This is a genomic window from Pseudomonas abietaniphila (genome assembly GCF_039697315.1).
Lineage (GTDB): Bacteria > Pseudomonadota > Gammaproteobacteria > Pseudomonadales > Pseudomonadaceae > Aquipseudomonas > Aquipseudomonas abietaniphila_B.
Genome location: NZ_CP155619.1, coordinates 5,826,260 through 5,846,917, shown reverse-complemented (window position 1 = coordinate 5,846,917; position 20,658 = coordinate 5,826,260). Strand labels below are relative to the sequence as shown.

The 20,658-nt window shown below is 59.1% G+C and carries 26 protein-coding genes; 9 read left to right on the top strand and 17 right to left on the bottom strand.

The features are described 5' to 3' along the window. Positions 1 to 35: 35 nt before the first annotated feature. On the top strand, positions 36 to 233 hold the full coding sequence (locus ABDX87_RS25755; RefSeq protein WP_346830427.1) for a hypothetical protein: 198 nt from the start codon (positions 36 to 38) through the stop codon (positions 231 to 233). 6 nt (positions 234 to 239) lie between these two features. Here ABDX87_RS25755 and ABDX87_RS25750 read toward each other — a convergent pair whose 3' ends face one another. From ABDX87_RS25750 to ABDX87_RS25720, 7 genes are all read right to left on the bottom strand, one after another. Further along, positions 240 to 1,268 carry a nucleoside hydrolase gene (locus ABDX87_RS25750; protein ID WP_346830426.1) on the bottom strand — a complete coding sequence of 343 codons (1,029 nt, stop codon included), beginning with the start codon at positions 1,266 to 1,268 and terminating at the stop codon, positions 240 to 242. A 44-nt stretch (positions 1,269 to 1,312) separates the two neighbouring features. Then, on the bottom strand, positions 1,313 to 1,717 hold the full coding sequence (gene rbsD, locus ABDX87_RS25745; protein WP_346830425.1) for a D-ribose pyranase: 405 nt from the start codon (positions 1,715 to 1,717) through the stop codon (positions 1,313 to 1,315). A gap of 2 nt (positions 1,718 to 1,719) precedes the next feature. After that, on the bottom strand, positions 1,720 to 2,631 hold the full coding sequence (gene rbsK, locus ABDX87_RS25740) for a ribokinase (RefSeq protein ID WP_346830424.1): 912 nt from the start codon (positions 2,629 to 2,631) through the stop codon (positions 1,720 to 1,722). 37 nt (positions 2,632 to 2,668) lie between these two features. Further along, a complete protein-coding gene (locus ABDX87_RS25735; RefSeq protein WP_346830423.1) occupies positions 2,669 to 3,691 on the bottom strand; it encodes a LacI family DNA-binding transcriptional regulator in 1,023 nt (340 codons plus the stop codon). A 1-nt stretch (position 3,692) separates the two neighbouring features. Beyond that, positions 3,693 to 4,688, bottom strand: a complete 996-nt coding sequence (locus ABDX87_RS25730; protein WP_346830422.1) for an ABC transporter permease — start codon at positions 4,686 to 4,688, stop codon at positions 3,693 to 3,695. Further along, positions 4,688 to 6,238, bottom strand: coding sequence for a sugar ABC transporter ATP-binding protein (locus ABDX87_RS25725; RefSeq protein WP_346830421.1), 1,551 nt, complete (start codon positions 6,236 to 6,238; stop codon positions 4,688 to 4,690). The genes ABDX87_RS25730 and ABDX87_RS25725 overlap by 1 nt, the downstream gene beginning before the upstream one ends. A 64-nt stretch (positions 6,239 to 6,302) precedes the next feature. Beyond that, complete coding sequence (locus ABDX87_RS25720) at positions 6,303 to 7,262, bottom strand: sugar ABC transporter substrate-binding protein (RefSeq protein WP_346830420.1); 960 nt, start codon at positions 7,260 to 7,262, stop codon at positions 6,303 to 6,305. Between the two features lie 467 nt (positions 7,263 to 7,729). Here ABDX87_RS25720 and ABDX87_RS25715 point away from each other — a divergent pair, with 467 nt between their 5' ends. Beyond that, positions 7,730 to 8,833 carry an asparaginase gene (locus ABDX87_RS25715; protein WP_346830419.1) on the top strand — a complete coding sequence of 368 codons (1,104 nt, stop codon included), beginning with the start codon at positions 7,730 to 7,732 and terminating at the stop codon, positions 8,831 to 8,833. 59 nt (positions 8,834 to 8,892) lie between these two features. Here the strand turns inward: ABDX87_RS25715 and ABDX87_RS25710 are convergent, their stop codons facing one another. Beyond that, a complete protein-coding gene (locus ABDX87_RS25710; RefSeq protein ID WP_346830418.1) occupies positions 8,893 to 9,117 on the bottom strand; it encodes a YgdI/YgdR family lipoprotein in 225 nt (74 codons plus the stop codon). Positions 9,118 to 9,323: 206 nt separating this feature from the next. Between ABDX87_RS25710 and ABDX87_RS25705 the strand changes: the two genes are divergently transcribed. Continuing rightward, complete coding sequence (locus ABDX87_RS25705) at positions 9,324 to 9,575, top strand: DUF1654 domain-containing protein (RefSeq protein ID WP_346830417.1); 252 nt, start codon at positions 9,324 to 9,326, stop codon at positions 9,573 to 9,575. A gap of 94 nt (positions 9,576 to 9,669) precedes the next feature. Continuing rightward, positions 9,670 to 10,734, top strand: a complete 1,065-nt coding sequence (locus tag ABDX87_RS25700; RefSeq protein ID WP_346830416.1) for an endonuclease/exonuclease/phosphatase family protein — start codon at positions 9,670 to 9,672, stop codon at positions 10,732 to 10,734. Positions 10,735 to 10,816: 82 nt separating this feature from the next. Here ABDX87_RS25700 and ABDX87_RS25695 read toward each other — a convergent pair whose 3' ends face one another. After that, entirely contained in the window at positions 10,817 to 11,146 is a 330-nt protein-coding gene (locus ABDX87_RS25695) for a hypothetical protein (protein ID WP_346830415.1), read from the bottom strand. Between the two features lie 474 nt (positions 11,147 to 11,620). Between ABDX87_RS25695 and ABDX87_RS25690 the strand changes: the two genes are divergently transcribed. Then, a complete protein-coding gene (locus ABDX87_RS25690) occupies positions 11,621 to 11,845 on the top strand; it encodes a DUF6555 family protein (RefSeq protein ID WP_346830414.1) in 225 nt (74 codons plus the stop codon). 83 nt (positions 11,846 to 11,928) lie between these two features. Continuing rightward, positions 11,929 to 12,183 carry a hypothetical protein gene (locus tag ABDX87_RS25685; protein ID WP_346830413.1) on the top strand — a complete coding sequence of 85 codons (255 nt, stop codon included), beginning with the start codon at positions 11,929 to 11,931 and terminating at the stop codon, positions 12,181 to 12,183. A gap of 191 nt (positions 12,184 to 12,374) precedes the next feature. Here ABDX87_RS25685 and map read toward each other — a convergent pair whose 3' ends face one another. The 4 genes from map to ABDX87_RS25665 form a co-directional block, all read right to left on the bottom strand. Continuing rightward, complete coding sequence (gene map, locus ABDX87_RS25680; RefSeq protein ID WP_346830412.1) at positions 12,375 to 13,160, bottom strand: type I methionyl aminopeptidase; 786 nt, start codon at positions 13,158 to 13,160, stop codon at positions 12,375 to 12,377. Then, a complete protein-coding gene (locus ABDX87_RS25675; protein WP_346830411.1) occupies positions 13,157 to 13,411 on the bottom strand; it encodes a ParD-like family protein in 255 nt (84 codons plus the stop codon). The genes map and ABDX87_RS25675 overlap by 4 nt, the downstream gene beginning before the upstream one ends. Positions 13,412 to 13,498: 87 nt before the next feature. After that, positions 13,499 to 13,849 carry a helix-turn-helix domain-containing protein gene (locus ABDX87_RS25670; RefSeq protein ID WP_074753211.1) on the bottom strand — a complete coding sequence of 117 codons (351 nt, stop codon included), beginning with the start codon at positions 13,847 to 13,849 and terminating at the stop codon, positions 13,499 to 13,501. A 430-nt stretch (positions 13,850 to 14,279) separates the two neighbouring features. Continuing rightward, positions 14,280 to 14,492 (bottom strand): hypothetical protein, encoded by a 213-nt coding sequence (locus tag ABDX87_RS25665; RefSeq protein WP_346830410.1) that lies wholly within the window; start codon positions 14,490 to 14,492, stop codon positions 14,280 to 14,282. A 273-nt stretch (positions 14,493 to 14,765) separates the two neighbouring features. On the opposite strand from ABDX87_RS25665, the gene ABDX87_RS25660 reads away from it, so the two are divergent. After that, positions 14,766 to 14,963, top strand: coding sequence for a hypothetical protein (locus ABDX87_RS25660; RefSeq protein WP_346830409.1), 198 nt, complete (start codon positions 14,766 to 14,768; stop codon positions 14,961 to 14,963). On the opposite strand, the gene ABDX87_RS25655 is transcribed toward ABDX87_RS25660, so the two are convergent. Next, complete coding sequence (locus ABDX87_RS25655; RefSeq protein WP_346830408.1) at positions 14,960 to 15,991, bottom strand: Ldh family oxidoreductase; 1,032 nt, start codon at positions 15,989 to 15,991, stop codon at positions 14,960 to 14,962. The two genes, ABDX87_RS25660 and ABDX87_RS25655, sit on opposite strands and share 4 nt — an antisense overlap. A 138-nt stretch (positions 15,992 to 16,129) precedes the next feature. Between ABDX87_RS25655 and ABDX87_RS25650 the strand changes: the two genes are divergently transcribed. Next, positions 16,130 to 17,368, top strand: coding sequence for an NAD(P)/FAD-dependent oxidoreductase (locus ABDX87_RS25650; RefSeq protein ID WP_346830407.1), 1,239 nt, complete (start codon positions 16,130 to 16,132; stop codon positions 17,366 to 17,368). A gap of 39 nt (positions 17,369 to 17,407) precedes the next feature. On the opposite strand, the gene ABDX87_RS25645 is transcribed toward ABDX87_RS25650, so the two are convergent. The 3 genes from ABDX87_RS25645 to ABDX87_RS25635 all read right to left on the bottom strand — a co-directional run bounded on the left by ABDX87_RS25645 (position 17,408) and on the right by ABDX87_RS25635 (position 18,621). Next, complete coding sequence (locus ABDX87_RS25645) at positions 17,408 to 17,845, bottom strand: GNAT family N-acetyltransferase (RefSeq protein ID WP_346830406.1); 438 nt, start codon at positions 17,843 to 17,845, stop codon at positions 17,408 to 17,410. A 139-nt stretch (positions 17,846 to 17,984) separates the two neighbouring features. Continuing rightward, positions 17,985 to 18,251: a PepSY domain-containing protein gene (locus tag ABDX87_RS25640; RefSeq protein WP_346830405.1), complete on the bottom strand. Its 267-nt coding sequence runs from the start codon at positions 18,249 to 18,251 to the stop codon at positions 17,985 to 17,987. Positions 18,252 to 18,432: 181 nt separating this feature from the next. Then, positions 18,433 to 18,621 (bottom strand): hypothetical protein, encoded by a 189-nt coding sequence (locus tag ABDX87_RS25635; RefSeq protein ID WP_062387252.1) that lies wholly within the window; start codon positions 18,619 to 18,621, stop codon positions 18,433 to 18,435. A 201-nt stretch (positions 18,622 to 18,822) separates the two neighbouring features. Between ABDX87_RS25635 and ABDX87_RS25630 the strand changes: the two genes are divergently transcribed. Continuing rightward, entirely contained in the window at positions 18,823 to 20,640 is a 1,818-nt protein-coding gene (locus ABDX87_RS25630; RefSeq protein WP_346830404.1) for a monovalent cation:proton antiporter-2 (CPA2) family protein, read from the top strand. Positions 20,641 to 20,658 lie beyond the last annotated feature (18 nt).

Here is a 20,658-nt window from a genome sequence, read left to right as displayed (position 1 = left end):
CAGGAATTGACCGTTTTCGAGAGGGATGAAACACCATGACAATCGTATCGATCGATGCGGACATCAAGGCCAAATGGCCCCAGGGACATTGTGCACACAGCCCGGGAAGCCCGGAGGAGCTGGCCATCATCGCAGTCGATCTGCTGGTCAAGGAACTGGGCACCTCGGGCGCCCAGAACTTCATGAATCAGGTGTTTCTGCGCTATTCCACGGCGGTGCTGGACAACGCCTGACCGCGGTTACTTGAGACGTCCAAGACGCTGGGTCAGGAGGTCGAAGAAACCTTGGGCATCGCCATTTTCGACCCAGAACACGTTCTTGTTCTGTCCCAGCGTGTCATACCAGTCGGCGACCGTCTGACCAAAGCCAGGGCCTTCGCGGCTGTCGATCACCAGGTTGACCTGCCTGCCGCTGAACAGCTCCGGCTTCAGCAGCCACGCGATGACGCTGGCGTCATGCACCGGACCACCCGGCAGCCCGTAATGCACCATGTCAGCCTTGACGTATTCATTGAGAATGCTGCCGACCAGCTTGCCCGCCTGATTGTTCAAGGCTTCGATCTGCTTGAGGCGCTGATCGCTGGTGAGCATCTTGTGCGTCACATCCAGCGGCACATAGGTCAGTTTGACCCCGCTGGCGAGGACCACCTTGGCGGCATCCGGATCGGCGTAGAGGTTGAATTCCGCCACGGGCGTGATGTTACCGCCGTTGAAATGCGCACCGCCCATGACCACCACTTCCTTGATGCCCTGGGTGATGTCGGGCGCTTGAACCAGCGCGAGGGCCAGATTGGTCTGCGGTCCCAGCATGGCAATGGTGATGCTGTGAGGCGCGGCGTTGCGCAACGTCTCCACCAGGTACTGCACCGCATTACCCTGCGCCAGACCTTTTTTCGGTTCGTGCACCTCTACGCCCGGCAAGCCTTCCTTGCCGTGAATGTTCTCGGCATAAATCGGCGTGCGCACCAACGGCCGACCCGCGCCCGCGTAAACCGGAACCTCCTCGCGCCCTGCCCACTCTCGGGCCAGGCGTGCGTTGCGCGACGTCTTGTCAATGCGCACGTTCCCCGCCACCGTGGTGATCGCCATGACATTCAGTTCTTCAGGGGACGCCAATGCCAACAGCAGCGCAACGACGTCGTCCGCCCCGGGATCGGTGTCGATGATCAGATCGCGTTTTTCGGCTGCTTGAACAGCCGTGGCGGAAAGAATGGCCAACAGAGCAACACTCCTGATCAGGTGAACGAAAATGTGACGACATGTGTGCATAGGAAACTCCCTGTTTCTTGAGGATGGCACGGAAAGCGGTGGCGTCAGAAGACGACGCCGGACACCAGTGCAATGTTCGTATACGGCTGGCATTCGCCGGTGCGCACAATGGCGCGAGCGTTGCGGCTCAACTGTTTCAACGCTTCATGACTGACAAGACGCTGCTCGCCCAGATGCCCTGCGGCGTTAAGCGTGTCGAGCACGGCCAGCGCCGGCGGTTGCTTTTCACGCATTTCATCTGCGAGCACGTGGCTTTCCACCTGCATTTCGGCGAGCACGGTGTTCAACACACTGACGAAGTCAGGCACCCCGTGGGTGACGGCCAGATCAATGAGCTCGACCCCCGCAGGCACCGGCATCCCGGCATCGACGATCATCAGGACATCGCCGTGCCCCAGCGACGCGACCACCCGTGACAGCGCGATATTGAGCAGTGGTGTTTTTTTCATGGTTAATAACCCTGGACTTCGTTGAACGTCGGAATGGAAGGCTGAGCGCCGGAACGGGTGACGGACAACGCTGCGGCGATCTGTCCGAAACGTATGGCGTCCGGCTCGGATTTGCCTTCAGCGAGCGCCGCCGCGAATCCGCCGACAAACGTGTCACCGGCGGCAGTGGTATCGACCGGTTTGACCTTCGGCGCGGGGAAATGCGCAGAGCCTGCCTGACTGGCGGATAACGCCCCCTGCTCACCCAGCGTGACAATGACCTTGCTCACGCCCGACGCAAGCAGGGCAGTGGCAGCGGCATCGGCCGTCGCCACGCTGTCGACCGGCAACCCCGTCAATGCCGTGGCCTCGCTTTCGTTCGGGATCAGATAATCAATCCAGGCGTACCATTCGGCTGGCAATGGACCGCTGGCGGGAGCCGGATTGAGGATGACCGTCTTATTCAGCTCGCGCCCACGCTTGAGGACATGGCCGACGGTGGCCATCGGGACTTCGAGCTGACAGATGATCACCTCGGCCTGGCTTAGCAATGCGTCGAAACTGTCGACCACACCGGCGCTGACGTGCCCATTACCGCCGGCAACGATGACGATCGCGTTCTGGCTGCTGTCGTCCACCACAATCAGGGCAACCCCGGTCGACTCACCGGCAATGGCAGTCACGGCCTGACAATCAATGCCCTCCGCCAGCAACGCGGCGCGCAGCTGCTCACCGTAGGCGTCATCACCGACACAGCCGATCATGGCCACACTGGCGCCGAGACGCGCAGCGGCGACCGCCTGGTTTGCGCCCTTCCCGCCCGGCACCGTGACGAACGACTGGCCGGCGAGTGTTTCACCGGCGCGCGGCAAACGCGGTGCACGCGTCACCAGGTCCATGTTGAGGCTGCCCACTATCACTACTTTTGCTTGCATGACGTCTTTACTCTTCAATCCGGACACGGGGCCCGGCTCAGCGAAACTCGTTGAATGCGTTGGTTGGCGGCGCAGTGGATTCACGCAGCACGATGCTTGGGGCAACAATCAGCTGCTGCACCGCGCTGTCGCCGCGAGTCGAAATCCGCTTGAGCAACACCTCGGCGGCGCGCTCACCCAGCTGCAGAATCGACTGGCCCACGGTGGTCAGCGCCGGGAAAACGTACTGACTCATCTGAATGTCATCGAAGCCGATCACCGAAAGATCGGCGGGGACACGTACGTTGCGTTCGGCCGCCGCACGCAGCACCCCGATCCCTACCATATCGTTGGCAGCAAAGATCGCCGTCGGCCTATCGTTTTCCAGCAATGTGCCGGCAGCCCTGTAGCCGCTGGGCCCGGTGAAATCGCTCTCCACGACCCAGCTGTCCGGAACGTCGATACCCGCTTCCTGCATCGCGCGGTGATACCCGGCCAGACGCATGCGGGCAACGCTGGTTTCAGCGGGTCCGCTAATACAGGCGATGTGGCGATGCCCCAACCCCAGCAAGTGCGAGGTGGCCAGATAAGCGCCCAGCTCATGGTCGATGCGCACCAGATCGGCGGTGATGTTTTCCAGATCACGGTCGACGATGACCATCGGCGTCCTGACCGACGCCAGGCTGTCGACCAGACTGTCGCCGCCGCCCACCGACGAAACGATCAGACCGTCCACTCGCTTCTCCAGCAGCACGCGTAAATAATTGCGTTGCTTGTCCAGGTTGTCGTCGGAGTTGCAGAGAATCACGCAGAACCCGTTACGCTCGCAATAGTCTTCAATGCCTCGAGCAAGCTCGGCAAAGTAAGGGTTAATGCCGTTGGGAATCAGCAACCCGATGGTCGCGGTGGATTTGGCTTTCAGGGAGCGCGCCACGGCACTGGGCACGTAGTCCAGTTGCACAATGGCAGCTTCCACTTTCTTGCGCACCTCGTCGCTCACCGGTCGTGTTCTGTTGAGAACATGCGACACGGTGGTGTACGAAATGCCTGCAATTGCAGCCACATCTTTGATGGTGGCCATATCAGCCGCGCCGCCGTGCGCGATTGCTGCGGTAGGTGTCGAGGATCACCGCGACCACGATCACAGCACCGGTGATGATGCGCTTGGTCGGCTCCGTTGCGCCGATCTGCGCAAGGCCCGCCGCCAGCACGGAGATGATCAGCACACCGAAGAACGTACTGATGACAGAGCCACGTCCGCCCATCAGGCTGGTGCCACCGATGACCACGGCAGCGATCACTTGCAGCTCCAGCCCTGACCCCGCGTTCGGGTCGGCCGCTTCCAGGCGCGAAATCTGAAACAGTGCAGCAACGCCCGCCAGCAGCCCCATCAGCGAGAACACCAGAATCTTGTAGGGCTTCGGATTGATCCCGGCCAGACGCACCGCTTCCTCATTGGTGCCGATGCCGATCAGGTAACGACCGAACACCGTACGAGTGAGGACTGCCTGAGCCGCGAAGATCACCAGCAGCGCGATGACGAACGAAGGCGAGATGCCAAATGCAAACGGATTGGAGAGCCAGGCAAACGAGTCACCAATGTAGGCGGTGCGAGAATCGGTCAGCTGATACGCCACGCCTCGGGCCATTTCCAGCACGCCCAGCGAAACGATGAACGACGGAATGCGCCACGCCACGGTGATCGAGCCGGTCAGCGTACCCGCCGCCGTCGCGCAGACCATGCCCAGCAACGCCGACGGGAACACGCCCCATCCCCAACCGAGCATCGCCACGCTGACGGCCGACGCCGCCAAGGCCAGCACCGACCCCACCGACAGGTCAATCCCGCCGATGATCAGAATGAACGTCATGCCGACCGCCAGCACCATCAGGTCAGGGATCTGGTTGGCCAGCGTGCTGAAGGTTTCATAGGACAGGAAGTGATCGCTGAGCAGCGAGAACAGCACGATCATGGCGAGCAACGCGCCCGCCAGGCCCAGGTAGGTGCCCAGGCCAAAATAGTTGCCGCTGCGCTTGCCGGGAGAAGGCAGCGCGGCCGAAGGAGTCGAGGTTTTCATCAGTCGTTCCTGGGCGCTGCTTCAGACAGCAGCGCATCACGTTTTTGATAGCCGGCGAAGGCGGCAGCGAGCAGTTCGTCCTGTGTCCAGGTATCGCGTTCGAAGGTGTCGATGAGGCGACCGGCAGACAACACGCCAATGCGGTCGCAGATCAGCATCAATTCGCGCAAATCACTGGAAACCACCACCAGCGCCCTGCCCTGACGGGTCAGTTCACCCAGCAGCGCGTAGATATCGAATTTGGCCCCGACATCGATGCCGCGCGTTGGCTCGTCGAACAGCATCACCTGACAGTCACGCTCCAGCCACCGGCCGATCACGACTTTCTGCTGGTTGCCGCCAGACAATTCCGACACCAGTTGAGTCGGGCTCGAACTGCGAATGCGCATGGCGTCCACCTGACGTCTGGCCAGGGACATTTCAGCGGCGCCATTGACGACGCCGGCACTGGAAATCGCTTCCATGTTGCCCAGCGCAATGTTGGCGCTGATCGACTGCGACAGCAGCAATCCTTCGCCCTTTCGGTCCTCGGTGATCAAGGCAATGCCGTGGCTAACAGCATCCACCGGCGAGTTCACGCGCACGGGTTTCAGCGGGCTGCCGACTGCAATGGAGCCACTGTCTGCCGCATCCGCGCCGTAGATAAGGCGCAGCAGCTCGGTACGGCCCGCACCGATCAGTCCCGAAATGCCGAAAATCTCGCCCGCGCGGACGTCAAAGGAAACATCGCGGACTTTGTCGGAACGGCTCAAGCCTTTGACCGACAGCGCCACGTGACCGATCTGGCGCTGTCCCAGATCGATCTGCTCGCCCAGTTCGCGACCCACCATCAGGGTCACCAACTGCTCGCTGTTGTAGTTGGCCATTGCGTCGACGCATACGAGTTTTCCGTCACGCAACACTGCGATTCGCTGCGCAACGCGGGCCAGCTCTTCCAGGCGATGGGAGATGTAAACGATGGAAACGCCGCGATCCTGCAAGCGGGTGATCTGCTCGAACAGCATCTCTACTTCACGGGCCGTCAGCATCGCTGTCGGCTCGTCGAGAATCAAAACGTGGCAATCGCCGATCAGGTTGCGGGCGATTTCGACCATCTGTTGATGACCAATGCCTAGTTCACCGACCAACGTGTCGGGATCGATCGCTTCCAGCCCGACTTGAGCCATGGCCTTGATTGCGTCTTCACGCAGTTTCTTGCGATTGATGAAACCGGCACGGCTGGGCAGGTTGTCAAGGAACAGGTTCTCCGCCACCGACAATGTGGGCAGCAAATTCAACTCCTGCATGACCATGCGCACGCCCAGTTTTTCAGCCTGGGTGCGACTCGCCGGTTCGTAGGCCTGCCCCTGAAACTGCATCTGGCCGGTGGTGGGTGTCACCAACCCGCCGATGATTTTGGACAAGGTGCTTTTGCCTGCGCCGTTCTCCCCCGTCAACGCCAACACTTCCCCACGCATCAGCGTCAGGTCGATGTCACCGAGAACAGGTTGGGCGTAGGTTTTGCCGATGCCACTGACAGATAGAACAGCGGCCTGAGCAGACGCTGACATAACGCTCTCCACGCGCCTGCCCTTGCGGGCAGGCGGTATTTACAGGTGTTTTAGGACAGCCGGTTTACTGAGGCTTGGTGACGAGTTCGACCGGGGTCTCGATGACACCGTCCTTGATGTCGAGCTTTTCGCCCTTGACCATTTTCAAGGCAGTGTCGATGCCGAACACAGCCTGGCGCGCGGCAAACTGGTCAGCTGTCGCGAGGACCCGACCATCCTTGAGCATCGGCTTGATCGCGTTGATGTTGTCGTAGCCGACGACCTGCACCTTGCCCGCCTTGCCCGCTGCACGGACAGCCGACACAGCGCCCAGCGCCATGCTGTCGTTACCGGCCAGCAAGGCTTTCAGGTTCGGGTATTCGTTGAGCATGGCCGATGCAACGGCGTTGCCCTTGTCGATTTCCCAGTTACCCGACTGCGTGGAGACGATTTTCATCTGCGCAGCCTCCATCGCGTCCTTGAAACCCGCCGTGCGCTGCTGTGCGTTCGTTGTGGTTGGCACGCCTTCGATGATGCCGACCTGATCGCCCGCCGTCAGTTGCTTGGCCAGGTAGTCACCCACCAGCTTGGCGCCTTTGCGGTTGTTCGGGCCTACGAACGGCACTTCCATGCCCTTGCTTTTCAGCACGTCGGCATCGAGCTGGTTGTCGATGTTGACGACTTTGATACCCGCGTCCTGAGCCTTCTTGAGCACGGACGCCAGCGCTTTGGAGTCCGCAGGTGCAATCACCAGCGCATCGACTTTCTTGACGATCATCTGATTGACGATATCAATCTGCGCGGCCGTGTCGGATTCGTTCTTGATGCCGTTGGAGATCAGATCGAAATCAGCAGAATGGTCTTTTTGGTAGGCTTTCGCGCCGTCTTCCATGGTCAGGAAGAATTCGTTGGCGAGGGATTTCATCACCAGCGCGACGGTGGGTTTCTTCGCGTCGTCAGCGTAGGCAGAAGAGAGAGGCAGGGTTACAGCACTTGCGGTGAGCACGGCAACAGCAAGAAGACGTGCAGCGAATGGCAGCTTCATGGAATCACTCCGACATTATGATTATTTTATCGGCACCGGATGCGCGTCGTGTCGCAGACTTCGACGAATCGCAAACGTTTGCGTGAGTGAAACTATGAGAATCGCTGCACGATTTGTCAACAGCGTAAACGCTGCGGTTCGTCACGTGCGACGTGGCTCACCTTTCCCTCGCCGCACAGGACAGATCTTCCAGCAGCGCGCAGACGTCTAAGTCGGGCAGATTGACCGTTGCTGCCATTCGGCTATCCGAATGGTCGTGCGCGTGAATATTCGGCAACCCGGACGCCCGACGACCTCAAGCGCTCCAGCCCTTCAATGAAACAGGGAGTATTCCTACGTCGCTCGGACCGTTTCCCGATTGGTATGGATTCTGCACCCTCGGAGGGCACTCCGTTTTTCTCGATCTGGAAAAGCGGGCTCCAACGGTGTCAGGACGGCACTGTCACTACACAGCGGGAACAATAACAATGAATGCTGCAGTCAATACCTTCAAACCAGGCGTCTTGGCCTTCTGCCTCCTCCTCGTTCCGGGCATTACATGGGCGGACACCGCCGAACAGCCACCGCAACAGAAGTCGAAACTGGCCAACGTGGTCATCCTCGCCACAGGCGGTACCATCGCTGGTGCAGGCGCCAGCACCGCCAACAGCGCGACCTACCAAGCCGCGAAGGTCGGCGTCGACAAGCTGATCGCTGGCGTACCCGAGCTGGCGACGCTGGCCAATGTACGGGGCGAGCAGGTTCTACAGATTGCCTCCGAAAGCATCACCAACGAGAACCTGCTGCAACTGGGCAAACGCGTGGCCGAACTGGCCGATAGCCCGGACGTCGATGGCATCGTCATCACCCATGGCACCGATACGCTGGAGGAAACCGCTTACTTCCTCAACCTCGTGGAAAAAACCGAGAAGCCTATCGTCGTGGTCGGGTCCATGCGTCCAGGCACTGCCATGTCGGCGGATGGCATGCTCAACCTGTACAGCGCCGTTGCCGTGGCCAGCAACCCGGAGTCCAAAGGCAAAGGCGTGTTAGTGACCATGAACGACGAGATCCAGTCCGGTCGTGACGTCAGCAAGATGATCAACATCAAAACCGAAGCATTCAAAAGCCCATGGGGCGCGCTGGGCATGGTGGTCGAGGGCAAATCCTACTGGTTCCGCCTGCCCGCGAAACGTCATACGCAGAACTCGGAATTCGATATCCGCCAGATCAGCAGCCTGCCTCAGGTGGACATCGCGTACTCCTACGGCAACGTCACCGACACGGCCTACAAGGCACTGGCTCAATCAGGCGCCAAGGCAATCATTCATGCCGGCACAGGCAACGGGTCCGTGTCGTCGAAAGTGGTGCCTTCGCTTCAGGCGCTGCGCAAGGACGGTGTACAGATCATTCGCTCCTCCCATGTCAACGCCGGCGGTTTCGTACTGCGCAACGCAGAGCAGCCGGATGACAAATACGACTGGGTGGTCGCTCATGATTTGAATCCGCAGAAAGCCCGGATTCTGGCGATGGTGGGATTGACAAAAACCAACGACAGCAAAGAGCTGCAACGGATGTTCTGGGAATACTGATTTAAACCCGTGCCCCCAAAAAGAGGCGCCTGATCGATTCGATCAGGCGCCTCAGTGATTCAGTCTTCTTCTTTAACCGTTGCCACCTCGTCCGCACGCACCTTCACGGCCTTTCCGGAGATGTCCTCGAACTCGTAAAAACCGTCCTTGCTTTTGGTCTTCGGCGCATCCTTGGTGACGTATTGAGTGCCGTTCTGCAGCGTCACCACAGTTGACGTCGAACACCCGGCAAGCAGCGCGCAGCACACCCATGCGACAGGCAATCCCAACCCTTTGATATTCATGAAAACTCCTTAATTTTTCGGCCATTACGAACTGAATTGCTTACATAGGATCTGATCGACTCGATCGGCTTTGGTTCGCGAATCAAAAAGGGTAGGAAAAAACAGGGAGATGACGTGCCGGCGCCGATTGGGCCTACTCCAATCTTGCGAAACGTCCCACAGTGAAATACTGTATGTACATACAGCAATAACAAGGGATACCTTCCGTGTCTAAACAAGCCGCTTCAGTCGCTGAACTTCCGGGTGCCTACGAACGCCTGGGCATTCGCATCCAAAAGATCATCAATTCGCCCACCGCGCAGAAATCCCGCGCCGCGTTGATCTTTCGCCTGCCTGACGAGCAGGAAGATGACTGGAATCAGTTGCTCGAAGAAATCGCCGAAAACGACAACGTCACCCTCGCCTACCGAGATGACGGCGGTGTACAGATCTTCTGGACCGTGCCCAAGGAAGATTGATCAGCACCCCGTTGTAACCCGAACCGATCAAAACAGCCCTTCCGGCGAGCCACTCCGCTCGCCATCGCTTTAACCAGCCCGTAGTTGGAAAACAATGCTCAGATTTTTTGTTTCGTTGCTGTTGACCCTTTCTTTCCTGCAGACCGCTTCGGCCGACGTGAATATCGGCACCTGGAACCTGGAGCACCTGAGTGTGCGGCCAAACAAGGATTTTCAAGGCATTGCCAAAGTCGCGCAAAAAGTCGACTTTCTCGCCGTTCAGGAGTTGATGAACGAGGACGCACTGCAAGTCCTGGCCAAGGAGCTGACCAAGCAGACCGGCAAGCGCTGGAGTTCGATGGCGTCACACGCGGTTGGCCGATCGTCCTACAAGGAGATGTACGGTTTTGTGTGGCGTGACGACGTGGTTGCCTACGAAGATGGCGCCGTCACCTACCTTGACCGCAACGACACGTTCGAACGCGAACCGTATTCTGCACGCTTCAAATCGCTCAAGGACGGCACAACATTTGTGGTCGCCACGGTGCATATTCTGTACGGAAAGAGCCAGTCCGACCGTGCCTCGGAAATCACTGCACTGTCAAGCTACTGGGCGTGGCTGAAAGACACTTACCCCGGCAACAACCAGATCATGCTGATGGGCGACTTCAATACCCCACCGACTTCGCCTGCCTGGGACAATCTGGATGCCAGCGCCAGGCCCCTGGTGCTCACTGGCGCGAGCACACTGTCGACCACCGATGGAAAATTCTCCAACCTTTACGACAACATCTTCGTCAGCAAGCATTCGGCGATCAAGGTCAACAGCGTTCAGGTGTTCAACTACCCCAAATACCTGGCGATGACCCACGCGCAGGGGCGCGACAGCGTGTCCGATCATGCGCCGATTTTCCTCAGCGCCGACTTCACTGGAGGCAGCCCGTCCACCGCCTCTGCGAAACCTGAAACAACACGGCCTAACCCGATGAAACCCACGGCCGCCCGCGAAGACAGCGGGAAGAACCTGACGCTGGCGATTCGTGGCAACAAGAAAACCATGGTTTACCACCGTCCGGACTGCCCGTCCTACAACGCGGTGTCAGAGAAGAATCGGGTTGAATTCGACAACGCTGCCGCCGCTGAAGCACAGCATTATCACCTGGCGGGCAACTGCCACTGATCACGTCACGTCTGAATCCGAGTCAACCATTCGCCCAGAGGCGCCTTCACCAGGCGCCTCTGGGCCGAGAGAAACATTCCAGTTACTTACGCGCCAGCTCGTGCTGAATACAGCCGTCGTAATACGTCTGTTTCACCGCCGCCGGTTTAAGACGAGACGGGCTTTTGTAGGTTTGCTCCGTGATACCCAACGCCATCTTGCGCATCCAGGGTTTGGAAAACGTCCGCACCTGCAGCTTCTTTCGCGCGCTGTACAGCGTCGTACCGGAGAGTTTGGACTGCTGTGCCGTACCGGCCATGCCGGCGCCCCATTTGCAAATTTCCAGATCATGCTTGCTGATGTCCCGTGCCTGGGTTGGCAGTGCCGCCACCATCAACATAAACGCCGCCACGCCTAAACCCACTCTACGCATACACCCTCGTCCCGGAATTGCCTGAAAAAGAAGGATTTTTCCAGAAAACAGCGCGTCCGCGGGCCATCAAATTGCCCTTTCGCTACACACCGTGTCGGTCGAAGGGGCTCCTCGCCTATCTCCCAGGAATGTGTGTCGGCCATACCCCCAAAAGCGTGGCGACTCAAAGCGCTTCACATGAACGAATAGGCGCTTCCATCCAAACAGATATGGCACATTGCCGCTGATCGGCGCACGGTTCAAAAGCTCGCCAAACAATGCAATTCTCCAGGGGTCGGTAGCGTTGCGCAGGCTACTCGTCCCAGGCAGAGAAAACGCACCACGATCACGGCCCTCCAGCAGTAACGGCAAGCCTGTATCGGTCTCGAAATGAAGTGACAGCACCGTCGATGCATTCGGCGATCATGCTTTCAGGTACACGGGCAAGTACTCACATTCAGCGTGACGTGCACAACGTCCAACGGGCCAAAAACCATGAATGATTCCAAGGGATTTGAAATTCATTACCGGTTTCGGGGCGAACCCAGGCATTTCTTTCATCAGGCGAGGCACCTTTGCGAAAGCGAAGCGCTGCACTTCGCCACGTTGCACGCGGGCGTCGGAACACTCAATGGCAGTGTCGTGGCAGGCCCCTTTCGGCTGGCCATGCTTAACGCAGAGGGTCTCGGCGTGACGCAGGTGCAGTGGAAACGTAGGTGAGACGATAAAAGTCCAAACCATCCTCATATCCAGTGGTCGGTATTTACAAGCAGCGCTCATGAAACCAGCAAAGCGAGGAAAATATGACCATTGATAACGCGCTTAAAAAAGAGGTCCTGACCCGGTTGTTGCACGCGCATCCGGCGGGGCTGGGCAAAGAGGTTCTGGATAATTACAGGGGGGAACACGCAGTCGCGGACACCCTGGAGGCACTGCAAAAAGCAGGTCTTATCCATGACGGATGTGTCGAGATTCCTGAGAAGGGCGAACGCAGCCTCAAGTACCCAGTCAAGCTGAGCTCTGCGGGCGTCGACGCCGCGAAGCAGTTAGAGGGCTAAAACAGGCGCTCACAAAAAACCGGCTTCGGCCGGTTTTTTATGCGTGGTGTTCTCCCCTAGTGCTGCCGATCTGATCATCCTTGAGCCGGTCAGGCAGCAGCACTACAGGGGAACGAGAAGGAGCCTACAAGGTATGTCTGCACTTCGTCACTCGTACAATTGTGACTTTATTCGTCCGGATGTGACTGCCCTCACACCGCTGGGTAATCGCCGGTGCCATCCGGCCAAGGCGTCAACAGCTCGAAACCCGTCTGCGTGACCGCCACCATGTGCTCCCACTGTGCCGACAGCGATTGATCTCGAGTCAGCACGGTCCAGCCGTCATCCAGAACATGGGTCCCGGGTTTACCTGCGTTGATCATCGGCTCGATGGTGAAGACCATTCCCGGTTTGAGTTTCAACCCCTTCCCGGCCGCTCCGTAATGCAACACCTGCGGCTCTTCGTGATATTTACGCCCGATGCCATGCCCGCAGTATTCGCGAACCACGCTGAAGCCTTCCCGGTAAGCCACGGTCTGGATGGCATTGCCAATGTCGCCCAGCGTCGCGCCAGGCTTCACCGCGTGTATACCTGCCAAGGTAGCCTCATAGGTGGTTTCGACCAGACGCCGGGCCAACGGGCTGACCTCTCCGACGTAATACATCCGACTGGTGTCGCCGTACCAGCCATCCTTGATGACAGCGACATCGATGTTGACGATATCGCCTTCCTTGAGGATATCGTCCGCCGACGGAATCCCGTGGCACACCACCGCGTTCGGTGAGATACACGTGGTCTTGGTGAAACCGTGGTACCCGACATTGGCCGGGATCACTTTCAACTCGTTGACGATGTAATCGTTGCAAATGTCATCGAGCGCCTCGGTGCTGATGCCAGGTCTCACATGCTGGGCGATCATTGCCAAGACATCCGCAGCCAGCCGTCCGGCCACCCGCAGTCCCACCAGATCGGCTTCGCTTTTGATGCTGATGCTCATCGCGACACCGCCCTGATCTGGGGTTGGTGAACAATCGCCTCTTCAGGCTGTGCGCTCAGTAGCGTGTCGCCCGTGGCTTCAGCACGAATCAACAACTGACAGATATCGCTGTAATTCAGCCCGGGATTGAGTTCGGCAAGCATGCCCACCCTCATCCAGTGTTCGGCCTGAGCGTTGATCGAACGGCTCAATGCCGCGCTGGCTGAGCGTATGTTGTCGTGCATCTGTTCGGAAATCTTGACCAGTCCCATGTTTGACCTCGCGATGAATATACGAAGCATATACGTTTCGTATATTCATCGGCAACACGGTCTTTGACACTGTCCCCGGCGGAGGGGTTATGCAGACGAAGCGGCAGCAGCGTCCGTCGCGCATTCCGATAACGAGGTTGCGAGCTGAGAAATCGCCTCTTGATCGTCCTCACTCAGTGCCCGGTAATGGGTAATGATTGCCCGCTCGGCATCGTTGAGCGTATCGGTCGCGATCGGCGTTCGTTTGCCGGAGAGCACGTAAAGGACATCAACGCCTTTCTTTCCAAGCGCTGCGAGGTAATCGGAACGAGGAATGCGTTCGCCGCTTTCGTACTTCCCCTGGGCATTGGCTTCTACGCCCCCAATCGCGCCGAATTCCTGTTGCGAGAGTCCGAGGCTTTTGCGTTCTTCTTTCAGGCGTGAACCAAGATCTTTCATAAACATGGGCCTCTGGTTTGACTATGTTTAAAGCAAGACCCCATTGGTCTGGGGGAGTTGCGATCGACCCGACAATTGTTCAAGCTGCGCGCTTTTGGGCCTCATGAAATCCCCATGATGGCCGATAGATTCGGATGGAGAGCTTGTCATTTTTCATGGCAACCCGATTTTTGCAGTTCGGAGACCAGACGTGATTACATTTTTGCTCGGTTGGTGCGTTCTATCCGTAATAGGCACTCTGATTGCCCTGAGCCTGATCAAAACAGGCAAGGCGCGTCAGCCGGAGGCCGATCAGACCCAAGCGCCGGCGCTTCAGATTGCCGTGGCAGCCGCATCGGCTCAGAAGCACTGAGCCCGCCACTCAACTGCACTGCGCTACTAACCGGATCCTGTCCAATACCTTAGTCCTGTCGAGCGATGTGCGGGGGAATCATTCCGCCGCAGATGGCCCGTGCCCACCTGAAAAAAATTCGTTGTTCGAAACGAACGCCAGGTCCACCTGGCTGGCGCTGAGCTGACGCACTCCCGCTGCAAGGGCAAGGAAGTCTTCGCGCTGCATCTCATTACCCCAGACGCTGCTGAAGGTAGGCTCTGCGGCCTGGACGTTGAATGCAATGCTGGTTTCGGCTTGATTCATGAGCATGGTCGATCCCTTTTCACTGAATACTGTTTAAACATACAGTATTTTCATCGCCCTCTAAACGCAAGTCATGATTCGACGAGCGGTCGCCCGATGTCGTGGATCGACAAAGCCTGTTCTCTCAGCAGTCGACATCGATGGTCAGCACTACGAAGCAGCATCAGGCAAGAACGGGGCAGTATTCGAATAACGCCAGGACGGCTCTGGGACATAGCCTGCAAAGGTTCATAAGCGCCGCCTTTCGGGAGCGCTTTCGCCTGTTTGCGAGGCTAAACCATGAAAACCATCATCGCGTTACTGGTGACATTGATTCTGGCCGCTGTCAGTGCCAGCGCACTGGCCATGCCATGTGGCAACGCCAGCAAATCGTCCAACGAGGCCCTCGACAGCCAGCATCTGATGCGCCTGAACGTCGCCCAGGAAAGCCCGGTTGTTCTGAAGCGTCCGGGCAGGCTGCCAATACTGCGGGCTTAAACGCTGGCAAGTGCCCTGAGACGATTCAAATCATCTGTCGACAGCACGATTCCCTCTGCCAGGGATTGTTCACGCTGCCGGTACCGGCGATCGCCGGGCATGCGCTGCTGACCCACATCGTGCATCTGCCTGACCAGTTCTTCGCTGCGCTCGGCAAACGCGTGACCGCCGCCCTTGTCCGGATCAATGACGATGATCATCTGGCCGGTCCATGGGGTTTGCGCGCCCGGTTTGGTGGACATGTCAAAACCGAATGAGAAGTTGCCGCCGGTCAATGCGGCAGACAGCAGCTCGACCATCATCGACAACGCCGACCCTTTGTAACCGCCGAAGGGCAAGAGGGCGCCGCCGTCCAGGATCGCCTTGGGGTCTTCGGTTGGCTGTCCGGCGCGATCCACGCCCATGCCCGGTGGCAACATGCGCCCTTCCCTCGCGGCAATCTGCACGTCGCCATGGGCAATGGCGCTGGTCGCCATGTCGAAAACAATAGGCTGGCCCCCTGCACGAGGCGCAGCGAAAGCAATCGGGTTGGTGCCGAACAACGGTTTTTGCGCATCATGAGGGACCACGCAAGTCATGCTGTTGACCACGCTCAACGCCACCAGCCCTTCCTGAGCGAAAGGCTCGACGTCTGGCCACAGCGCGGCGAAATGGTGCGAGTTGCGGATCGCCAGGATTGCAATGCCGGCCGTGCGTGCTTTCTCGATCAGCAGCGCCTTGGCGGCTTGCATCGCAGGCTGGGCAAAGCCACCGCCTGCGTCCACCCGCACGAAACCGGCACCGACATCCTCGACCTTCGGCACGGCCTGGCCATCGACCCAACCTGCCGCCAGTGACGACAGGTAACCCTTGATTCGAAAGATCCCGTGACTGTGCGACCCGTCGCGTTCCGCACTGGCGCAGTTTTCGGCCAAAACGGCCGCCACCTCAGCCGATGTGCCGTGGCGCACGAATATCTGGCGCAGCAGTTCGGTCAGGTCGCTGAAGGAAATCGACTGGGTGTCTACGGGATCGCGGGGTGAAGACATCTGAAGCTCCGGTGTGATTATTGGAAGTGGAAGCCGAACAGAACGTAAGCGTCTGGAGAGTACTGTGCGCCAGCAAATGGGTAAACTGCGCGACGGCGACTGCCTCACGTTCGCCTTCAGCCGATTAAGGATCGATCCATGGATTGTCAGACCCTCGTTCTCGGCGCCGGTATTGTCGGCGTCTGTTCCGCACTGCACCTGCAAGCCGCAGGCCAGAGCGTCATCTTGCTTGATCGTGACGAACCCGGCCGGGGCACCAGTCATGGCAACGCGGGCCTGATCGAGCGTTCCAGCATCATTCCCTATGCGTTCCCTCGCGAATGGTCGCGCCTGCTGCGCTACGGTCTCAACCAGCAGTCGTCGATGCGCTTCAGCCCTGTTTTTCTGCCACGCCTCGCGCCCTGGCTGCTGCAATACTGGCGGCAGTCTTCGCCCGACAACCTGGCCAAGGCAAGCCGCGCCATGCTGCCGCTGATCGAGCGCTGCGTCACGGAGCATGACCTGCTGGCAGAGGCGTCGGGCATGACCGGTTTGATGCGCGCCAAAGGTTGGATCGAGTTCTACCGCGATCAGCGCGAATTCGATCTGGCCGTCGCCGATGCTAAAACCTACGCTGCGTACGGATTGCGCTACGACATCCTCGATGCGGTTCAATTACGTGATCGGGAGCCAAACCTCAGCGGCGCCGTGGGCGGCATCCATTGGCTCGACCCGAAAAGCGTGACCGATCCCGGTGCGTTGGTGCGCGGTTACGCCGCCTTGTTTGTGCAACGTGGCGGCGTGCTGCTCAAAGGTGATGCACGCAGCCTGCGTCAGCAGGCTGAAGGTTGGCGGGTCGACAGTGAGGACGGGGTGGTCAATTCCCGGCAGGTGGTCGTGGCGTTGGGTCCACAATCGGCGGACGTGTTTTCGCGGTTCGGGTATCGCATTCCGCTGGCGATCAAGCGTGGCTATCACATGCACTACGCGTCACAACCAGGCGCCACGCTGGAGCACTCCGTGATCGACGCGCAGGCGGGTTATGTGCTGGCGCCCATGGCACGTGGCATTCGGCTGACCACCGGGGTTGAGTTCGCGGCCAGTGATGCGCCCGCCAACGAGATTCAGCTGCGTCGCTGCGAAGCCATCGCGCGCCAGCTTTATCCGCTGGGTGAGCGCCTGGACGCCGAACCGTGGCTGGGGCGCAGGCCGTGCTTGCCCGACATGCGCCCGGTCATCGGTGAGGCGCCCCGTCATCCGGGTCTGTGGTTCAACTTCGGCCATGCTCATCATGGCTTGACGCTCGGGCCGGTGACGGGACGACTGCTGGCGGACATGATGACGGGCAAGCCGACGTTTACCGATCCAGCGCCTTACAGTCCGGCGCGTTTCCGGTAACTGATCGGCTTGTGGCAGGGCGATCGGCGTAAACGCCGATCACTTCACCAACGGCATCAACCGTTTCTGGAAGAACAGGCGCTGGTGGCCCGGCGGGTAGTCATCCAGATGGCCGAATTCCTCATAGCCGTGTTTGCGATAGAACTCCGGTGCCTGGAAATCGAAGGTATCGAGCCAGATCCCGACGCAGTTCCGCTCACGGGCAAATGCTTCGGCCCTGTCCATCAACTGGCTGCCCATCCGCTGCCCACGCGCCTGTTCGGGGACGACCAGCAATTCGATGAACAGCCAGCGGTAAAGGATCCGTCCATGCAAACCACCCAAGACCGCATCGGTGTTCTCGTCTCGCACAAAGAACGCGAACTTTTCCGACAACCCATCACCCGCTTTCTCAGCGTTGTACGCTTTGAGCGGTTCAAGGATCTGTAGGCGTTCATCTTCGTCTGGATTGCTTTTGAATTCGATCCGCACACTCATGCGCCGCTTCCTGCTGACGTGAAATAGGATGGCAAGGGTGTCGGATTCGATGGGAGGAGTAAAGCCAGGAAGCCACAGAGCGAGAACATCGCGCGATGTTCCCGCGGGTGACGCGAACGAGCGGCTGAGCGCCGTCGAATCAGTCTTTCTGGTCGCGCAACACGTTGCCGGAGGTGGCGTCGATGCGGAACTCATACGTCAGGCTGTCCGCCTTGCGACCCTCACCTTCCCAGTAACCATGGTCGTCCGCTTCGATCTTGTAGATCTCGGTGTAGCCCGCCGACTTGGCCTTCTCGATCGCTTTTTCGATGGTGATCCAACCCGGGGCGGGTTTGTCTGCCAAGGCAAATTGAGCAGTGGTCAGTGCAGCGGTGGCAAGGACGGCAGCGGTAAGTTGTTTAATCATGTTTGAACTCCATTTCCCTTCGCGGGCTTTATGACATGCGAATTTTTGGAGTTCCCGGAGAAAAAAATAGTTCAGGCGAGGTTGTGTAACCGAGTGATGCAGTCCTCTGGCGGGCGCAGAAAAACGCCCGATCCCGCCGAAAACCGGTCAAAGAAACGTGGCCGGAATGAGGTGTCCGCAATCAGCGCTTGACCTTGCGACGCAAGACGCCGTTCAGGACGACAACCACCACCGCGACGAAAATGGCGATGTACTGGAAGGTCTTCTCGTCGAGCACGCCGATAGTCTGCAGGTGCGACAGGCCGAGCATGATGACCAGCACGCTCAGGGCGATGATGATCGAATAAATAAGACGCTGTTTGTTGGTCATTGCGGTTTCCTGAAAACGGTCGAAATCGTGTGCGCGACGCGAATGCGCCCGACATGTTACGCCCTCGAAGCGCTGCTGGCACCCCGAAGCGCCGGCCGAACCTGCGGCGAAGCGTCTCGGTCGGCGTTCCTTGTCACTATGACGTGGTTTAATACGCCCAGTTGTGTAGGAAATTTCACTGTTTTTGTTAAGGAGTCCCCAATGCCCCATGAAGGCAGCCCGCTGCAGGTTGCAGTCGTGTTCCTGCTCGCCGCCGTTGTGACCGTACCGCTGGCCAAACGGCTGCAACTGGGCGCGGTCATCGGTTACCTGATCGCAGGCGTGATCATCGGTCCCGCAGGCCTCGGCCTGATCGGCGATCTGGAGAGCGTTTCGCACATCTCCGAGCTGGGCGTAGTCCTGCTGCTGTTCATCATCGGGCTTGAGCTGTCGCCAAAACGGCTTTGGGTCATGCGTAAATCGGTGTTTGGGGTTGGCCTGGCGCAGGTGCTGCTCACCGGTGTCGTGATCGGCGCCGTCGCCCTCTTCGGCTTCGGCCAGCCTCTGAACAGCGCGGTCGTACTGGGTCTGGGCCTGGCGTTGTCATCGACGGCGTTCGGGCTGCAAAGCCTGGCCGAGCGCAAGGAACTGAACGCGCCGCACGGCCGCCTCGCCTTCGCCATTTTGCTGTTCCAGGACATCGCCGCCATCCCGCTGATTGCCTTGGTGCCGATGCTCGCGGGTGGCGATCACAACGCCACCTCCAGCGACTCATTGCGTCACGCCCTGCAAGTGCTGGGCGGCATCGCCATCGTGGTGGTCGGCGGTCGCTACTTGCTGCGCCCGGTGTTTCGCATCGTCGCCAAGACCAAGCTGCAGGAAGTGTCCACCGCCACGGCGTTGCTGGTGGTAATCGGTACGGCATGGCTGATGGACCTGGTCGGCGTGTCCATGGCCTTGGGCGCGTTTCTGGCCGGCCTGCTGCTGGCTGACTCGGAATACCGCCATGAGCTTGAATCACAGATCGAGCCGTTCAAAGGGCTACTGTTGGGCCTGTTTTTCATCAGCGTCGGCATGGGCGCCAATATTGGATTGTTGTTCAGTTCGCCGATTCTCGTGCTAGGTCTGACCCTTTTGCTGATCGGCCTCAAGCTGCCCTTGCTGTTTGTGGTCGGTCGTCTGGCCGGTGGTCTGGGCAAGCAAAGCGCGTTGCGCCTTGGTTTGGTGCTGGCCGCCGGTGGTGAGTTCGCCTTTGTGGTGTTCCAGATCGGTCGTGACAAAGGTCTGTTCGATGCGGGCCTGTACGACACGCTGGTGCTGACCATCACCCTGTCGATGGCGCTGACTCCGCTGTTGCTGCTGGTCCTGGCGCGCTGGCTCAAGCCCAAGCCAGTGCACAAACCCGTGCCGGATGAATACCGCGAAATCGAATCCGACAACCCTCGCGTCGTCATTGCCGGCATGGGCCGGATGGGCCAGATCGTCGCGCGTATCCTGCGCGCACAGAAGATTCCGTTCGTGGCGCTGGACACGTCGGTGGAAACCATCGAGTTCACCCGAAGCTTCGGTAATGTGCCGGTGTTTTACGGCGACCCGTTGCGCCCGGAGATCCTGCGCGCGGCCAAGGTTGATCAGGCCGAGTATTTCGTCATTGCCACCGACGATCCGGACACCAACATCAAGACCGCCGAGTTGGTGCGCAAGCTGTACCCGCACCTGAAGATCATTGCCCGGGCGCGTAACCGCCAGCACGTCCATCGTCTGATAGACCTGGATGCGCAAGCCGTGCGGGAAACCTTCTACTCCAGCCTTGAGATGACCCGCCGCACACTGATCGGCCTGGGCTTGAGCGAAGCGCAGGCGGCCGCGCGCATCGCCCGGTTCAAGCGTCACGACGAACAGGTGCTCAATCGCCAGCACCTGATCTACGACGACGCCGCGAAAGTCATGCAGAGTGCGCTGGAGGCCAGAACCGAACTGGCGGAACTGTTCGAGTCCGACCGCATGGACGAAGAAGCTGGAGAGGCCGCCAAAGGCTAAGCCCATCAGCGGGAGGAA

Bases quoted from the DNA above. Each gene is read 5' to 3' on its own strand.
- ABDX87_RS25655 (WP_346830408.1), bottom strand. From the start codon at position 15,991: ATGTCTTCACCCCGCGATCCCGTAGACACCCAGTCGATTTCCTTCAGC.
- ABDX87_RS25690 (WP_346830414.1), top strand. From the start codon at position 11,621: ATGAATGATTCCAAGGGATTTGAAATTCATTACCGGTTTCGGGGCGAA.
- ABDX87_RS25730 (WP_346830422.1), bottom strand. From the start codon at position 4,688: ATGAAAACCTCGACTCCTTCGGCCGCGCTGCCTTCTCCCGGCAAGCGC.
- ABDX87_RS25650 (WP_346830407.1), top strand. From the start codon at position 16,130: ATGGATTGTCAGACCCTCGTTCTCGGCGCCGGTATTGTCGGCGTCTGT.
- rbsK (WP_346830424.1), bottom strand. From the start codon at position 2,631: ATGCAAGCAAAAGTAGTGATAGTGGGCAGCCTCAACATGGACCTGGTG.
- ABDX87_RS25710 (WP_346830418.1), bottom strand. From the start codon at position 9,117: ATGAATATCAAAGGGTTGGGATTGCCTGTCGCATGGGTGTGCTGCGCG.
- ABDX87_RS25700 (WP_346830416.1), top strand. From the start codon at position 9,670: ATGCTCAGATTTTTTGTTTCGTTGCTGTTGACCCTTTCTTTCCTGCAG.
- rbsD (WP_346830425.1), bottom strand. From the start codon at position 1,717: ATGAAAAAAACACCACTGCTCAATATCGCGCTGTCACGGGTGGTCGCG.
- ABDX87_RS25725 (WP_346830421.1), bottom strand. From the start codon at position 6,238: ATGTCAGCGTCTGCTCAGGCCGCTGTTCTATCTGTCAGTGGCATCGGC.
- ABDX87_RS25630 (WP_346830404.1), top strand. From the start codon at position 18,823: ATGCCCCATGAAGGCAGCCCGCTGCAGGTTGCAGTCGTGTTCCTGCTC.
- ABDX87_RS25750 (WP_346830426.1), bottom strand. From the start codon at position 1,268: ATGCACACATGTCGTCACATTTTCGTTCACCTGATCAGGAGTGTTGCT.
- ABDX87_RS25675 (WP_346830411.1), bottom strand. From the start codon at position 13,411: ATGGGACTGGTCAAGATTTCCGAACAGATGCACGACAACATACGCTCA.
- ABDX87_RS25735 (WP_346830423.1), bottom strand. From the start codon at position 3,691: ATGGCCACCATCAAAGATGTGGCTGCAATTGCAGGCATTTCGTACACC.
- ABDX87_RS25635 (WP_062387252.1), bottom strand. From the start codon at position 18,621: ATGACCAACAAACAGCGTCTTATTTATTCGATCATCATCGCCCTGAGC.
- ABDX87_RS25695 (WP_346830415.1), bottom strand. From the start codon at position 11,146: ATGCGTAGAGTGGGTTTAGGCGTGGCGGCGTTTATGTTGATGGTGGCG.
- ABDX87_RS25755 (WP_346830427.1), top strand. From the start codon at position 36: ATGACAATCGTATCGATCGATGCGGACATCAAGGCCAAATGGCCCCAG.
- ABDX87_RS25640 (WP_346830405.1), bottom strand. From the start codon at position 18,251: ATGATTAAACAACTTACCGCTGCCGTCCTTGCCACCGCTGCACTGACC.
- map (WP_346830412.1), bottom strand. From the start codon at position 13,160: ATGAGCATCAGCATCAAAAGCGAAGCCGATCTGGTGGGACTGCGGGTG.
- ABDX87_RS25660 (WP_346830409.1), top strand. From the start codon at position 14,766: ATGAAAACCATCATCGCGTTACTGGTGACATTGATTCTGGCCGCTGTC.
- ABDX87_RS25720 (WP_346830420.1), bottom strand. From the start codon at position 7,262: ATGAAGCTGCCATTCGCTGCACGTCTTCTTGCTGTTGCCGTGCTCACC.
- ABDX87_RS25665 (WP_346830410.1), bottom strand. From the start codon at position 14,492: ATGCTCATGAATCAAGCCGAAACCAGCATTGCATTCAACGTCCAGGCC.
- ABDX87_RS25670 (WP_074753211.1), bottom strand. From the start codon at position 13,849: ATGAAAGATCTTGGTTCACGCCTGAAAGAAGAACGCAAAAGCCTCGGA.
- ABDX87_RS25645 (WP_346830406.1), bottom strand. From the start codon at position 17,845: ATGAGTGTGCGGATCGAATTCAAAAGCAATCCAGACGAAGATGAACGC.
- ABDX87_RS25715 (WP_346830419.1), top strand. From the start codon at position 7,730: ATGAATGCTGCAGTCAATACCTTCAAACCAGGCGTCTTGGCCTTCTGC.
- ABDX87_RS25685 (WP_346830413.1), top strand. From the start codon at position 11,929: ATGACCATTGATAACGCGCTTAAAAAAGAGGTCCTGACCCGGTTGTTG.